Origin of the sequence: Metamycoplasma equirhinis, from assembly GCF_006385185.1 — a bacterium.
Taxonomy (GTDB): Bacteria; Bacillota_I; Bacilli_A; order Mycoplasmatales; family Metamycoplasmataceae; genus Metamycoplasma; species Metamycoplasma equirhinis.
Genome location: NZ_VFIX01000001.1, coordinates 1 through 16426, shown reverse-complemented (window position 1 = coordinate 16426; position 16426 = coordinate 1). Strand labels below are relative to the sequence as shown.

Annotated in this window: 14 protein-coding genes, 1 tRNA gene and 1 rRNA gene; 13 read left to right on the top strand and 3 right to left on the bottom strand. The window is 28.1% G+C overall.

The window, feature by feature from the left end:
- The first annotated feature begins 23 nt into the window (after nt 1-23).
- The 8 genes from FJM08_RS07010 (at nt 24) to FJM08_RS00045 (ending at nt 10206) form a co-directional block, all read left to right on the top strand.
- Nucleotides 24-1490 (top strand): endonuclease/exonuclease/phosphatase family protein, encoded by a 1467-nt coding sequence (locus FJM08_RS07010; protein ID WP_140031187.1) that lies wholly within the window; start codon nt 24-26, stop codon nt 1488-1490.
- A gap of 308 nt (nt 1491-1798) precedes the next feature.
- Nucleotides 1799-2986: an acetate/propionate family kinase gene (locus FJM08_RS00075; protein WP_140031186.1), complete on the top strand. Its 1188-nt coding sequence runs from the start codon at nt 1799-1801 to the stop codon at nt 2984-2986.
- A 51-nt stretch (nt 2987-3037) separates the two neighbouring features.
- The gene (locus FJM08_RS07005; protein WP_140031185.1) at nt 3038-4840 is read left to right on the top strand and encodes an ABC transporter ATP-binding protein; all 1803 of its coding nucleotides are present in this window, start codon (nt 3038-3040) and stop codon (nt 4838-4840) included.
- Nucleotides 4833-6698 carry an ABC transporter ATP-binding protein gene (locus FJM08_RS07000; RefSeq protein ID WP_140031184.1) on the top strand — a complete coding sequence of 622 codons (1866 nt, stop codon included), beginning with the start codon at nt 4833-4835 and terminating at the stop codon, nt 6696-6698. Before FJM08_RS07005 ends, FJM08_RS07000 begins: the two co-directional genes overlap by 8 nt.
- A 143-nt stretch (nt 6699-6841) precedes the next feature.
- Nucleotides 6842-8641: a translation elongation factor 4 gene (lepA, locus tag FJM08_RS00060; RefSeq protein ID WP_140031183.1), complete on the top strand. Its 1800-nt coding sequence runs from the start codon at nt 6842-6844 to the stop codon at nt 8639-8641.
- Between the two features lie 23 nt (nt 8642-8664).
- A complete protein-coding gene (locus FJM08_RS06995) occupies nt 8665-9561 on the top strand; it encodes an MSC_0882 family membrane protein (RefSeq protein WP_140031182.1) in 897 nt (298 codons plus the stop codon).
- 1 nt (nt 9562) lies between these two features.
- Nucleotides 9563-9787 carry a YneF family protein gene (locus tag FJM08_RS00050; protein ID WP_140031181.1) on the top strand — a complete coding sequence of 75 codons (225 nt, stop codon included), beginning with the start codon at nt 9563-9565 and terminating at the stop codon, nt 9785-9787.
- 221 nt (nt 9788-10008) lie between these two features.
- Nucleotides 10009-10206, top strand: a complete 198-nt coding sequence (locus FJM08_RS00045; RefSeq protein ID WP_140031180.1) for a hypothetical protein — start codon at nt 10009-10011, stop codon at nt 10204-10206.
- A gap of 9 nt (nt 10207-10215) precedes the next feature.
- Here FJM08_RS00045 and FJM08_RS00040 read toward each other — a convergent pair.
- Nucleotides 10216-10289, bottom strand: a tRNA-Arg gene (locus FJM08_RS00040).
- 238 nt (nt 10290-10527) lie between these two features.
- Here FJM08_RS00040 and lysS point away from each other — a divergent pair.
- Nucleotides 10528-12021, top strand: a complete 1494-nt coding sequence (gene lysS / locus FJM08_RS00035) for a lysine--tRNA ligase (RefSeq protein WP_140031179.1) — start codon at nt 10528-10530, stop codon at nt 12019-12021.
- Between the two features lie 58 nt (nt 12022-12079).
- On the opposite strand, the gene thiI is transcribed toward lysS, so the two are convergent.
- Nucleotides 12080-13225 carry a tRNA uracil 4-sulfurtransferase ThiI gene (gene thiI / locus FJM08_RS00030; protein WP_140031178.1) on the bottom strand — a complete coding sequence of 382 codons (1146 nt, stop codon included), beginning with the start codon at nt 13223-13225 and terminating at the stop codon, nt 12080-12082.
- An 11-nt stretch (nt 13226-13236) separates the two neighbouring features.
- A complete protein-coding gene (locus FJM08_RS06990) occupies nt 13237-14877 on the bottom strand; it encodes a hypothetical protein (RefSeq protein ID WP_140031177.1) in 1641 nt (546 codons plus the stop codon).
- Between the two features lie 108 nt (nt 14878-14985).
- Between FJM08_RS06990 and rpmG the strand changes: the two genes are divergently transcribed.
- The 4 genes from rpmG to FJM08_RS00005 form a co-directional block, all read left to right on the top strand.
- Nucleotides 14986-15132 carry a 50S ribosomal protein L33 gene (gene rpmG / locus FJM08_RS00020; RefSeq protein WP_140031176.1) on the top strand — a complete coding sequence of 49 codons (147 nt, stop codon included), beginning with the start codon at nt 14986-14988 and terminating at the stop codon, nt 15130-15132.
- A complete protein-coding gene (gene secE / locus FJM08_RS06985) occupies nt 15132-15404 on the top strand; it encodes a preprotein translocase subunit SecE (RefSeq protein ID WP_140031175.1) in 273 nt (90 codons plus the stop codon). Before rpmG ends, secE begins: the two co-directional genes overlap by 1 nt.
- Before the next feature lie 11 nt (nt 15405-15415).
- Complete coding sequence (gene nusG, locus FJM08_RS06980; RefSeq protein WP_140031174.1) at nt 15416-16003, top strand: transcription termination/antitermination protein NusG; 588 nt, start codon at nt 15416-15418, stop codon at nt 16001-16003.
- A gap of 330 nt (nt 16004-16333) precedes the next feature.
- A 16S ribosomal RNA gene (locus FJM08_RS00005) occupies nt 16334-16426 on the top strand; the annotation flags it as partial.

Below are 16426 nucleotides of genomic sequence, written 5' to 3'. Positions count from 1 at the left end.
ATAAATCCATGTATTATTTTATTATGAATAAAAAAAGTAAAAAAATGATTTTAACATTAGGCAGTTGTTTAGCTACATTACCGCTTTTATTTTCGGTATCCGCTTCCGGCTGCGTTTTAACTAACAAACAAAATAACAAAAAAGAAAACGCAATTGAAAATACACGAAAAGAAATACTTGACAAATTAGAAGAAATGAAAAAGTTATTAGAAGACGATTCTAATACAAAGGAAATAAATGAATTTATTGACAAAATGTCATCAGAAGTTAGTGATGTAAATTTAACATTACCTATACTTCAAGCATTAAAGACTGAAATTAATAGAAGATTTGATGAATTTAAAAAATTAATTAGTAAAAGAAAGCCAAAAAAACCTAAAGATCCCAAACCAGAGAAACCTGAAGAACCAAAATTAGAAGAAGAGCATAAACCTATTCCAGAACAAGATAAATTAATAGGTATTTCAGATGGATATGGCAACTATAAATATGATTTAAAATTGGCACATTGAAACTTATGCCAATTTAGTGAAAAATCCTTTAATCAAAATAAACCTAAAGGTCAAGCAATTGCATCAATTATTTTTGCTCAAAAATATGATATTGTTGGGCTAACAGAAGTTGATGGAGATGGAACTTCGCCAAAATCACTTGCAGAATATTTAAACGATTTAGAAAAGAAAAATAATAGTGAAACTAGATGAGAATCAATAGTTTCAAGCAAATATCCTATCACGATTGGTTCTGGCCAAGCCGACTATGGAGCTGCATTTGTTTACAAAACAAACATGGTAAAAATAATTCCATTTAAAGATGGAAGTAATTGAAAATTTTATGACAATTCAATTTACGAAAAAAAATGAGGTGGTATTTGAAATAAATATTCTCGTGCCCCTTTTGGTGTAAGATTTAAATCTTTAATTAAAAATGTTGAAAACTGCGATTTTACATTTACAATTTGCCATTTTGATAGTCCTGGTGTCAAAAACGGCGAAGAAAAAGTAAACAAAAGCAGTAGCGGCGGTTCCGCAGAATATAACGAAGCATGAAATTTACAATATGTGATGAAATGATTTAATGAACAAGCCAACGACGATGATGTTGTATTTCAAGGAGATACGAACATTAAGAAAAATAATCTTGCATTTTCGTGAACAAAAAATGTAGGCGCGAAAATAGCTTTAGGTTCTAACGATAAACAAGATAAAACATCATTAAGTAAATCAATTGGAAAATTATCACAGCCATACGATAAAATAATTCATTATTCGAATTTAAAATTTTCTAATTCTAAAATTTATAATATCTGAAATTTTATAAAGGATAATTTTTTTCAATATTCAAAAATAAAAAATATTAATGAGTGGTTTGAATATTGCAGTACTCACGGAACAACTCCAAGTAGCGATGCCGCATCAATTTATGGAAATGTTTCAGATCACTGCCCTATTTCGTATGATTTAGAATTAAACTCAGGTGATACAAAATAAAATCATTTTTTGAATTTATTTAGTTGGTACACTTAGCATATTTAGCTAAGTGTTTTTGATATTTTAAATAGTAAAATTACCATAAAAAATATCAAATTTTTGAAAATTAAAAAACAATTATATTTTAAACAAAGATTAAGTATTAAAAATAGTAAGAGACAAACCTTAAAATTAAAAAACTAGCAATAATTGCTTTGACTATATTATGTATATAAAATCATTTAGCTTTTAATAAAATTTCTAGAATCTATATCAATTTAATAGTTTCTCATTTATAATAATTTAAATTATTATTAAGGAGAATAGAAATGTCAAAAATATTAATTATTAATGCTGGTTCTAGTTCAATTAAATGAAATCTTTTTTCGGAAAAATTAAATGTTGAAGCAAAAGGTGTTGCACAAAGAATAAAAATGGCGACAGGTATTTTATCATTGGATTTTAAAGGACAAAAAGAAGATATTGAAATGCCTCTTCCAACATTTTTGGATACAGTTAAAAAATTAGTTTCACTTTGAAAAGAAAGAGGAATTATTGCTGATTTTTCAGAAATTAAACAAGTTGCATTTCGTATTGTAAATGGTGGTCCAAATCTACAATCCACAAGTGAAGTTACCGAAAAAACAATTAGTTATTTAAAAGAGTCATTGGATTTAGCGCCTGTTCACAACCCGGGCGCTCTCGAGGCTATTTTAGCATTTAGAGAATATTTACCAAAAGCTAAAATGACAATGCACTTTGATACTTCATTTCATAAAACCTTGCCAGAAATTGCATATACATACCCTATTAACAAAAAGATTGCTAGCGAGTTAAATGTTAGAAAATATGGTTTTCACGGTTTAAATCATCACTATATAGCACTAAAAACCGCCGAAATTTTAAACAAAAAATCAGTAAATGCCGTTAGCTTACACATTGGTAACGGTGCTAGTTTATGTGCTATACAAGACGGGAAATCTATTGATACATCAATGGGCTTCACACCCTTAGCAGGAATAATGATGGGAACAAGATCAGGTGATGTTGACCCTTCCGTTATTCCTTATATAATGAAGCATAAAAATCTAACCATTGATGAAGCTATGAAATTGCTTAATGAAGAATCAGGAATGTTAGGAGTTAGTCAAGTTTCTTCTGATATTAGAGATATTCACAAAGTTAGAGGTGAAAATTCACAAGCTCAATTTGCAATGAATTTATATGTGACAAGAATAGCTGATTATTTAATTACATATCTAAATAAAATTGAAGGTAAAATTGATGCTATTGTTTTCACTGCTGGAATCGGTGAAAATGATGATTATGTCCGCGAACAAGTAATTAATAAAATTCACTTGCTAAATTTGAAAATTGATAAGACAGCAAATGAAAACCGTAATTTTAAGGATTACAAATTAATTTCAACCAAGGAAAGCGAATTACCGATTTTTGTAATTAAAGCCGAAGAAGAAATGTATATAGCAAAAGAAGCAAGCGAGTTTTTTAAAAAATAGAAAAACAAGCTTTCTTTTTTCTTATATAGCAAAATAAAAGGAGGGAGAAATATGTTACGGCTATATAAATATCTTGATAAGCGCTACAAATGACTTTCGTTTGTTACTATTTTCCTGACTAGTTTACAAGTTATTTCATTTTTATTAATTCCAATTTTAGTCGGTCAAATTGTTGGCTTAGTTGCACAAAGCAAACTACCAAATGGGCCACAAAATTTCGAAATTTTAAGAATTCCATTTTCTTATGCAACGCGCGAAATCGCCATTAAAAATATGGCCATATATTTTGTATTTGTTTTGTTATTTGGCGCAGTTAGTAGTATTGGCGCTTCAATTTTGGCGTCATATATTTCTAATTCTGGTTCTAAACAAATTAGGTCTAAATTATGAGCTCACATTGGTGAGTTATCACAAAAAGATATTGAGGCATTTACACACGCCAAAATATTAACAAGATTCACAATTGATATTTCTAGAATTCAATTTGGTTTAGTTTCATTATTACGTATGTTAATTATTGGGCCTTCGTATTTAATTTTCGGTTTAGTTTTTGCGTTTTTAACTAATTTAAATTTGTCAATTATTCTTGCGGTTATGGCACCTGTTTTAGCGATTACTATGATAATCTCTGGTTCGATAATTGGCCCAATATTTAAAAAAGAACAAAAAATGCACGATAAAATTAATAATGAATCACAAGAAAACATATTAGGCATTAGGGTTATTAAATCATATAATTTAGAACAATCTCAATTAGAGAAATTCGACCAGGCAAACGAAAATTGACGAAAAGCAGCTTTTAAATCATGGTTTTCTTTTAATTTAACATTCAATTTTATTAGTATTTTTTCAAATCTAACTTTAGTTTTTATTATCTATATTGCAGGTATAACATCTAGAAACATAACGACGCAAGCTGAATTTACAAAAGTAATAACCAATGTAACAACTTTTACAAACTATGTGATTTTCATTACAATTGGCGTCGTGATGCTTTCGTTTACGATTTTTAACATTTTTCGTGCAAAAGTTTCCGCTAAAAGAGTTTTAGAAATATTAAATAAAGTGCCTGACATCAAATTTGTAGAATCTAATAAGAAAATTACAAATGGATTAATTGAATTTGATCACGTTTCTTTTAGATACTATGATTCATCAGAAAATAATGTGTTGGAAAACATATCGTTTAAAATAAAACCTGGTGAAATATTAGGAATAATAGGCCCTACTGGTTCAGGCAAGAGTACAATTGCCAAATTATTAAACTTGGACTTTAAAATCAAATATGGTAATATAAAAATCGATGGCCATGAAATAACAGAAATTGACACAATATCATTAAGAGAATCAATTTCACACGTGTATCAAGTACCTTCACTTTTAAGCGGAACAATAAAATCTAATTTTCTATTAGCAAATCCAAATGCAAATGACGATGATATGATTTGAGCCGCCAAAAATGCATGTGCATTTGAATATATTAATCGTTTTAATGATAAGTTTGAACATGAAGTCAACAAAAAAGGCACAAACTTATCTGGTGGGCAAAAGCAACGTCTATCAATCGCGCAAGGACTAATAAGAAAGCCAAAAATACTAATTTTAGATGATTCAACTTCAGCTTTAGACGCTAACACAGAGAAAAAGGTTAGAGAAAATATTCGTCGTGAATTTTCTCAAAACAAAATTTCTACATTAATCATTTCGCAAAAAATTTCATCAATTATAGATGCCGATAAAATAATTGTTTTAAATCACGGACAAATCATTGGTAGTGGAAGCCACAGTGAATTAATGAAAACAAACGATATATATAGAGAAATTGCTCTTTCACAAGGAGGTGAAAATGATTAATCTTGATCCTTTAAAAGCCGAAAAAAAACTTTCAGAAATGTCTAAGTTAGAAAAAAGGGCACATTTTGCCAAAGTTAGAAAAATCAAAAATGAAAGTTTTAAAAAATTAATAAAGTATCTAAATTATCGTAAAGGAATTTTTGCCTCAATAGTTATTATTACATTTCTTTCAACATTAACTTCAACATTAGGAGTTTTTGGCTTTGGATATATAACCGATAAATATTTATCATGGGATTTTATTCATTCACAATATAACGGAATGGTTTTTTTAGCCGCAGTTGGTATTCTTGCCTTGCTATATTTTATAAATCAAGCATTTGTTTATTGAACAAATTGACTTTCAGTAAAAGCGGGTATGTATACTGCTAAAATACTACGAAATGAAGCGTATAAATCAGTCATGAAAATGCCAATATCATTTTTTGATAGAGTAAACACTGGCGAATTGATGTCAATATTTTCAAACGATATTGAGAATATTACTAACGGTATTTGTGGTTCGTTGAATGAAATCATAAACACTATATTTTTGATGGCAACATCACTAATTTTTATGGCTTATAAATCAATTTATTTGACGCTAATAGTATTAATATTATTTCCAATTTTTATGTTCATCGCAATTTGACTAATGAAACGAGCGGTTCCGCAATATCAAAAAATTCAAAGTAGAGTCGCTAAACTAAACGGCTTTGTTGAAGAACATCTAGCAGCGCATCATTTGATTAAATCATATAATCAAAACTCAGTGATTAATGATAAATTTGATGTACAAAATAATCGCTTATATAAAGCTTCATTTAAGGCAGGAATATATTCAAATGTAATATATCCATATGTAAATGTTGCATCTAATTTGTTGCAACTAATTCTTGTTGGAATAGCAGCTATCTTTAGTTTAAAAGGCATTGGGACAGGCTCAAATAGTGAATTTACACCCGGACTAATAATTTCGTTTATTATGTACATTAGAAGAATGTCAAATGAAATGGCGCGTGTTTTTGAAAATACAGCAACAATCCAAATTGCTTCAGTTTCTGCCTCACGTGTTATTAATTTGATTAGTTTAAAACCAGAAGTTGATGAAACCAAATTGGATAATTTAGACGAAATAAAGGGTGATGTGTCATTTGAAAATGTTTCATTTTCATATGATAAAAATTCTAAAAAATTACAATTAAGCAACGCGACTTTTAAGGCTAAAAAAGGTCAAACGATTGCTATAGTAGGACCTACCGGCGCTGGTAAAACCACAATTATTAATCTTCTAAGTAAATTCTATTGCCCTAATTTAGGAGAAATTAAAATTGATAACCATAAATCAACCAGTATAAATGAACATAGTTGAAGAAGCCAAATATCAATTGTCTTACAGGATACATTTTTATTTAAAACCACAATCATTGAAAATTTACGTTATGCTAATAAAAACGCTAGTGACGAAGAAATTAAAAATGCTGCAAGAATATCAAAAGCAGATGATTTTATTAAACAACTCAAATTAGGTTATGAAACTATTATTGAGGAAGGTGGCGCAAACTTTTCGCAAGGTGAAAGACAACTACTTGCAATTACACGTGCAATAATTGCTAATAAAAGTATTTTAATATTAGATGAAGCTACTTCTAATATTGATACTAGAACGGAAAAGAAAATTCAAAATGCTATGGCTGAATTGATGAAAGGTAAAACTTCATTTGTTATTGCTCATAGGCTTTCCACAATAGTAAACGCAAACAAAATCTTAGTTATAAATGAGGGTAAAATTATTGAAAGTGGAACTCATAAACAACTATTAGCAAAACACGGTTTTTATGAAAAAATGTATCATTCTTCATTTGATGAGGATGCATAGCCAAAAATTAAAACATTACTTATTTTAACCAAGACACAAGATGCAAAAATGTGTTTTGTGTTTTTAATTTTAGTTAATGCTTTGTAAATTATTTTTTATTATAAAGACAAAATCAAAAATACTTTAAAATATATTTATTAATTATGGAACGAGAAAAGATAAGAAATTTTGCAATAATCGCACATATAGACCACGGTAAAAGCACGTTAGCTGACCGTATTTTGGAATTTACAAACACTATATCAGCACGTGATTCAAAGCCTCAAATTCTTGATTCAATGGATTTGGAACAAGAGAGAGGTATTACTATTAAATTAAATGCCATTCAAATTAAATATAAAGATTATTTGTTTCACTTGATTGACACTCCAGGTCACGTTGATTTCACATATGAAGTAAGTCGTAGCCTTGCAGCATGTGAAGGGGCCTTATTGCTTGTTGATGCCACTCAGGGAATACAGGCACAGACATTAGCTAATGTTTATTTAGCAATTGAAAATAATCTTGAAATAGTCCCAATAATAAATAAAATAGATTTAATTAGTGCCGATTCAGAAAGAGTAAAAAAAGAAATTGAAGACATTATTGGCATTGATGCCTCAAACGCGATTTTGATATCAGCTAAAACTGGTTTAAATATTGATCAAGTTATTGAATCTATAATTGAAAAAATTCCAGCACCTAAAGAAGCAAATACTCAAAAACCATTGGAAGCATTAATTTTTGATAGTTATTTTGATAACTATCGTGGCGTAGTTATTTATACAAGAATATTTAATGGCGAAGTTAAAGTTGGTGATGAAATTTACTTCATGCAAACAAAAAAGAAATATTTAGTTACAGAATTAGGCGTAAAAAATCCTAATGAAATAAAGAAAGATAAATTAAGCGCTGGTGAAGTTGGCTGAATAGCTGCTTCAATTAGAGATGTTAAAGACGTTGCTGTTGGTGATACAGTTACTAAATGCGAAAATCCCGTTTCCTTTCCTTTACCTGGTTATAAAAAATTAAAACCAGTTGTTTACACAGGCTTTTATCCCGTTGATACGCGTGATTATAATGATTTAAAAGATGCACTAGAGAAAATTAGTTTATCCGATTCTTCAATCGTTTGAGAACCTGAGACCTCTAAAGCATTGGGGTTCGGATTTAGAATTGGATTTTTAGGGCTTTTACATATGGACGTTTTACAAGAACGACTTGAACGTGAATTTAATTTAGATATTATTGCAACGGCACCATCTGTTGAGTTTGTTATCACTTTGACAAACGGCGATATTCAATACATTACTAACCCTTCATTATTTCCAGATCGTAGTTTAATAAAAATGATTGAAGAACCTTATATAAGAGCAAATATTATGCTTTCAGAAGAATATCTTGGCCCAATTATGGAACTTTGTCAAAGAAAACGTGGCAAGTATGTCGAAATAGAATACCTTGATTCAACAAGAAGAAAATTAATTTATGAATTGCCACTAAACGAAACTATTTTTGATTTTTTTGACTTAATGAAAAGTTATTCAAAAGGATATGCCTCTTTTGACTATGATTATATTGGCTTACGCGAAAGTGATTTGGTAAAGGTTGATATTATGTTAAATGGCGAAAAAATTGACGCGTTAGCAATGATAGTTCATCGTGATTTTGCGTATATAAAAAGCCGCGAATTAACCGAAAGATTAAAGGAAGTTGTGCCACGTCAAAACTTTGAAATTCCTGTTCAAGCCGCAATTGGTGCTAAAATTATTGCAAGAGAAACAATAAAAGCTTATAGAAAAGATGTAACAGCTAAGTTATATGGTGGTGACGTTACAAGGCGCCAAAAATTGCTTAAAAAACAAAAAGCTGGTAAAAAGCGAATGAAGCAAATCGGAACAGTTGAAGTTCCACAAGAAGCTTTTTTAGCAATACTTAAAACAAACAATCAACAAGGTGAGTAAATTTTAAATAGAAAGGAAGCAATATGAAAATTAGACCAATTTTTTCTGGACAAGAAGAAATTAATAATGTTCAAACTGCGACTATTTCAAGTCATATGCAGGCAGAAACAATTGCGACTTCAACAATAAATAAAAAAGTTAAAACTCTTGATCCAGATGGAATTATTCCTAATGGAATATATAAGGTTTTTAAATATGAAAAAAATATAAAACGTGCAGTTATTATATTTGATGCAATTATCACAGCTATGTCGATAATATGTATTATTTTATTTGCATGCGTTCCGCAATCATTTAATTTTAATAAAGTTGCAAATTTTAAACTTCCTTGAGGTTGATACATTGTTCCGATTTTGCTAGCTACTTTAACATTAGTTAATTTAATTATTGAGACAATTGAGTATTTGGGAATTAAAAAGAGTGTAATTGCATATCGAGAAAGTATAAGATCAGGCACTAGTACAACACCGCCCTTTATTGCTCTTTTATATCGCAAGTTAATTGTTAAACAAGCTAGAAGAACTTGAGCAGTTATTGCAGTTATATTTTATGTAGGTTTATTTGCACTTACATTGTGAGGATTAAAAGATAAGGTTTGAGGTAAATTAAATTTTAAAGCGTGAATCCATAATGCTTTTCCCGGCGAAAACGGCGCAAATATTGTGTTGTATGCGCTTTGTGGTATAATGATTGTTGTATTGGTTTTATTCATTGTAAATACAATATTAAGAAAAAAACGAATGGTTGATATTCAATCTTTTTTTGGAACAGAAGTTATGAATTATAGTGAACTAGCTGAAAAAAGATCCGCTACTCATAGATTTTATGCCAAAATATTTTTCTTAAGTGTTTTAATTATTTTAGTTTTACCAATAATCGTATATTTAATTTTGAAGAAAACAGTATGAAAAGGAAAATAATATGCCAGGTTGAGCAATAGCATTATTAGTTATATTACCAATTATTACCGCAATAGGCGGTGGAATTGTTGCAACAATAATAGTTAAAAAGAAATTTGAAAAACAATTAAAAGAAAATCCTCCTATTACGGAAAAAATGATTCGTGTAATGTTTCAACAAATGGGACGCAAAGCCTCAGAAGCGCAAATAAAGCAGGTTATGCGTTCGATGCGAAATGCAAAATAATGTATAGTCACATTAATCAATAGTTTGTGCTATTGATTTTTTAATTAATTTTTGCTTAAAATAAGTCATAATTAGATTTGAATAAATTAAAATAATATAATTCAATATTATGAAATCAATTATTGAATAATTAAAATATTTAATTGAAGATTGTTTTTAATTTTATCTATTACATTACTAATCCCAGCTTTATTTTTATCAATGAAATATATTATGTAATTATGTTTATTTTATGAAAAATTGGAGTTTGAGAACCAACCTTAAGTGGGATTGCATTAATGTTTTGCATTGGTATGACAATTGATTTAATTTCTACCTTTGGTTGTTATTTACATTTATTAAAAAAAGAAAAAATTGAAGTAAATTTTAAATTTAACGATTTAGAATCTAATTTAAATTTAATTAATATCAAAAAATAAAATAAAAAATGGCGATCGCAGCAGGAGTTGAACCTGCGCACCAAGCTTAGGAGGCTTGTGCTCTTCCACTGAGCTATGCGACCGTTTTATTTTATTAATTATAAAAAAATAAATTATGGTTTTAGAAAAAGAGTTTGTTATTTGCAAAAATTTTAGATTTCAAATATAAATTAATAGATAAAAAACGATAAAATCATAATTAATATTTTTTGCGATTAGCAAATAGTAAAGTGTTTATCTAACTAATCGCAATCTGATAAAAACGCAAAATTAATTTATTTTTTATCTTATAATGTTATTTTATAAATAAGAGGCAAAAAAATGGAAAGAAAATTTAGCGAACAAGAACAAATTAGAAGAAACAAAATTGACACACTAGAGTCAAATCAAATTAGAGCATTTAATGCAACAATTAAACCAACAACTTCATCAAAAAAAATAATTGAAGAATTTAACAATTTGAATCGCGAAAATATTGAAGCGCAAAATAGAATTGAAATTTTAAATGGTCGTGTAATTGCTCAACGTGGGCCATTTATTGTTATACAAGACCGCTATGCAACAATGCAAATTTATATTGATAAAAAAGTTTTGGATGCTCAATCATTGGAAATATTAAAACAACTTGACTTGGGCGATATAGTGAGTGTTAAGGGGATGATCTCGAAAACGCACACTGAAGCATTAATGATTAAATGTGAATCAATAACACTATTAACCAAATCATTAAAACCCTTGCCAGATAAATATCACGGTCTTGTTGACCCAGAAGAAAGACGTCGTCATCGCTATGTTGACACAATTGTTAATGAAGAATCCCGTAAAACATTTATTTTAAGAACACAAATCATTAAAGGTGTTAGAGAATATTTTGATAATTTGGATTATATGGAAGTTGATACTCCTGTTTTACATCCAATTTTGGGTGGAGCAGCCGCAAAACCTTTTATCACTTATTATAATGCTCTAAATCGCGATTTCTATTTGCGTATAGCCACAGAATTACCATTAAAAAAATGTATCGTTGGCGGATTCGAAAGAGTTTACGAAATTGGCCGTATCTTTAGAAATGAAGGTGTTGATACCACACATAATCCTGAATTCACTTCAATAGAATTCTATGAAGCTTATTCAGATATGTGGGGAATGATGGAAAGAACCGAGGGCGTTTTCAAACATTTAACTAAAAAGTTAGGAATTGATAAAGTTAAATTTAACGGTATGGATATTGAATTTAAATATCCATTTGCCAAAATTAATATGGTTGATGCAATTTCTGAAAAAATCGGTATTAATGTTAGAAATCTAAATGATAATGATGCAATAGAGTTGGCTAAAAAACATGGCATTAAATGCGAAAAATATTTTAAATTAGGTCACGTAATTAACGAATTATTTGAAAAATACATTGAAGAAACACTTGTTCAACCAACATTCGTGTATGGACATCCAATTGAAATTTCTCCATTAGCATTTAAGGAACAGGGCGATGGCAGATTTACGCAACGTGCCGAATTATTTATCGGTACTAAAGAATTTGCAAATATGTTCACTGAATTAACCGATCCTATTGATCAGTTGGAACGTTTTGAAGCCCAACTTGATGAACGCGAAAGCGGAAACGAAGAAGCCAATGAAATTGATTGAGATTTTGTTAATGCGCTTGAATATGGTATGCCCCCTACTGGTGGCTGCGGTATAGGAATTGATCGTTTGGTTATGTTATTAACTCAAAATGATTCAATTCGCGATGTACTTTTATTTCCACAATTAAAAGACGCTAAAGAAATTAATAAACCAACTGATAAAAAATAATACAAAAAGCAGCGGAATAATATTTAAAGTCCGTTGCTACTTTTAATTACTGTTTTTATTATTTTTTATAATGTTTTATTTCTGAACTTTCTATCGCTTCATTTTCTAAACTATCTAACATTGCCAATTCTTTTTCTAAAATCAAAACTTCATCGCGTGTAGGTTTTGTAATTGGATTTTTAGGCGCAAATAGTTCACAAGTTTCGCAAGCTTTTTGAATCGAAATTTGTATTGTTTCAATTTTTGTAGCAATTTTAATAGTTTCATTTTTATCAAATGAAAGTAGAGGTCTAAAAATTGGAATATCGCACACTTGCGAGATAGTATAAATTGATTCAAGAGTTTGAGAAGCAACTTGCGCTAAGCTTTCACCATTAGATATCGCCTTTATGTTCAATTTCTTAGCAAGTTTATTAGCAATACGATAAAAGCTTCGACGCATAAGCGTAATTTTATATTTTTGGTTAGACACTAAACCAATATAATTCATTAATTTTGTGTAGTTAATTTGAATTAATTCGGCATCACCTTGATATTTAGATAATATTTGAATTATTTGATCAATTTTATCAGTTGTTTTTTTATCAGTGTGAGGCGGGGTAATAAAGTTTAAAAATGTAACTTTTAATCCTCTTTTTTGTAGTAAATAACCTGCTACGGGTGAATCAATTCCACCGCTGATCAAATGTAAAACTTTTCCTGAAGAACTAACAGGCATTCCACCAATTCCCGAAATATATTCGGTAAATACATATGTTTTTTTATCACGAATTTCAATATATATTTTTAAATCTGGATTTTTTAAAGATACTGAAATATTATCAGTTTTATTTTTTAAAACCACACCGCCAAAATAAGCATTTAATTCGGCTGACGTTAGAGGAAAATTTTTATTATGACGTCTTGAATCAATTGCAAATGTTTTAAAACTATTTTCATCGATTATTTTTTTAATAATTTCTTCAATATCTTTAAGATTATTTTCCATTTCATATACTGGTGAATATGATGAAATTCCAAAAATATATTTTAAGGCTTTTAAATTGTTTTCAGAATACAATGTAAACGCACGGTCATATTCCATTTTTAGTTCTGATTTTGGCACATACTGAAGTATATTTCGTTTTAATTGATTTATAAAGTCTTTTTTATTATCGCCTTTTAGAGTTAACTCTCCATATCTAATTAATATTTTGTTATACATATTATTCCTTATTAATTATAATCATCTAGGTACATTTGAATTTGATTAATTGCCACGTCGTATTCGCTATTTTCGAAATGTTGACTAATTTTTTTATATAAATTTTTTAATTCTTCATTTGAAGAAACCTTGTGACCTAAATTTCATAGTATATTATAAAGGCTAGTTTTTTTAAATATCTTATTTTGGAGCGAAAAATTTAATATTAATTCATATAATTTTAATTTCTCTAATTGGTAATCTTCGATTTCGTCTTTATTTATTAAAATTTCTATTTTTTTAATTGTATCTAAATCCTTTTCTGAAAATCCAATTTCGATTGCTTGTGCTCATACAAACATCTCTTTATAGGTGTTAATTAATGACTTAAAAATGGCTTTATTTTTTAGTTTCAAATTTTGATTTTTTAAATCTTCAATTATTAAATTTTCGCTTTGAATAATATCTTGCAATTTTTTTAATATTATTCGCAAGGATTCAAAAATCTGATTATTTTTGTAATTGAAATTGTCCTGTTTCAAAAAATCTGAAATAACACATTCTAATTTATCAATATTGTCCATATTTTTTTTGACATCTTTTACTTCCAAAAAACGATAACTTTTTAGTATTTCAATATTTATTTTTTTTATTTTTTCAATATATATAATCAAACGAGTTTTTATAGTGTTAAAAATATCTAAAATTTGTTTTTTATATATAAAAATATGTGTATATTTATTGACATCATACTTAAACGCCATTATTTTTGGTTCAATAATATTTTTTCAATCATTGATGTCTGTACTTAACATATATTTTTTGATTGTTTGAATTGTAGTTATTAGATTTTCTCTATCTAGATTTGTATTAATTTCACTAAGTTCATTACTTTCTAATATATTCACATTTTGATTTTTGATCATCTGCGCATATTCTAATATTTCATCTAATAACGAAAAATATTTATTTCCCATTATTATTAGCGTCCCATAATTTTTTAAATAATCATGCAATTTGTTTAAATGCTCCTTGAAATTTGGTTTTGAAAAATTTTGTCCATTTAATTTCATCTTTAACTCTTGAATTTTTGTGTTTAATTTAATAATTTCAGTGTTAAAGCAAATTTTGAAATCACCTGAAACCACAGTATTTAAATAATGATCAATTTCCTTATGTAGATTTGAATAATTATTTAATATTAGCATTGCGTTTGTGATATCACTACTAATCGAACCTGAAAGCGACTCAATATGTTTAAAATTAGCATTAAGTTTTGAAATAATAAAATTACTTTTTTTATTTGCTACTTTTACTTTTTTAATTAATTTAAAAATTGTTCCTTCATTATTTTTAAAGTATCTTGAAATATCGTTTACTACACTTTTATATAAATTATTAAGTTCAATTTTATTATTTTCAAAATTAATAGTAGCTTCGGATATTTTTTTTTCAAGTAGATTAAATTCTTTGTTTTGTGTAGAAAATTCATGAAACTGCAAATTCTCTTCAAAAATTTTAGTTCATTTTTTTTCAATTATATTTAATGATTTTTCTAGTTTTTTTATATATTGTTGTGGATATTTTGAAATCAAATATAAAATAACTGTTATTAAATAAAAAAAAGCCACAAAAGAAATAGCTATGATTAAAATTTTTAATCTAACGTCCATATTATAATTATTATATTATATTTACAATAAGTGTTTTGTTCAAAAAAATTTGACATAGCAAAATTAATAACTTCAAAACCTTGTAAAATTTTAATATAATATTATACTATGAAAAAAACAAAAAAAATAACCCTTGCATGTCAAGAATGTCTGGCAAAAAATTACTCAATAAATAAAAGTAATGATGCCAGATTAGAAATCAAAAAATTTTGTAAACATTGCAATATACAAACACTACATAAAGAGGAAAAATAATGAATGAAGATTTAGAAAATAAAAAAAATATTAAGCGTGAAGAGAGACAAGCAAAAAAGCAACACCGTTTAACTGCGAAAGGCCGCGAACCGAAACCATCGACCTTTAAAAATTTTATTAAAGAAATTAAGCGCATTATTTGACCTAAATCTTCTAAATCCTGAAAATGATTTGGTATTACAATTTCGTTTTTAATCGTTATGGGTGTATTTTGTTTTTTAGTTACTTTAGGATTTACCGGCATGTGAAATGCGCTTGGAATTAAAATATAAGGAGAATCAAAATGGAAGTTAATGAAAAAGATTTTAAATGATACATGGTTTCAACAGTATCTGGTAAAGAAGATATTGTTATAGATTCATTAAAAAATAAAATTGAAGCTCAGGGGCAAACAGAATTTTTCCGCGAAATTAGAATTTTTAAACAACCGCATTTATCAAATAAAGAATTAGAAAAAAAGACTCGTGGGGAAGAATATGTCACACGTTATATAAATATTTATAAAGGTTATATTTTTATTAATATGGTAATGACTGATGATTCTTGATACTTAGTTCGTAATACTCAATATGTAACAGGATTGATCGGATCTAGTGGAAAGGGTGCAAAACCAACACCAATAAGTGATCGAAAATTCAAAACGATGATTCAAGTTGAAGAAAATCTAACAAAGAAATTTGAATCTGGTGATATTGAAACCGCGTTTAAAGAAGGAACTCTTGTTAGAGTAATTAATGGTGTTTTCAGCGGAGAAATTGGTGATATTATCAAAAATAACGACCAAACACAAAAAGCGTTTGTTAATATCGAGCAATTTGGAAGAAAAGTTCCGACTGAATTTTCATACGAAGATTTAGAAATTTGTGGTTAATAAATAATAATATTAATGATACATACAAGCGAAGTTTTGCCAAAAAGCGAGCTTTGCTTTTTGTTACTAAATTTAAGTATTTTATTTCAAATCAAAAAATATTAACAAATAAGTTTTCTTTTTATGCTTTTTAATCAGAACAGCGTGATATTTTTATGCATAAATCAAGCCAAATTATAAATTTTTGAAAAATTACAAACTAAAAAATAAAATATGTATAATACTAAATGTACAATTTAGAAAAAGTACAGATAGTTCTTTGAAAACTGGATACGAATACCATAACGTCAATTTAAAAAAAAACAATAATAAAATAACTAACCAAAATCAAATATTAAGAGTTTGATCCTGGCTCAGGATGAACGCTGGCTGTGTGCCTAATACATGCATGTCGAGCGAGGCTAGCAATAGCCTAGCGGCGAA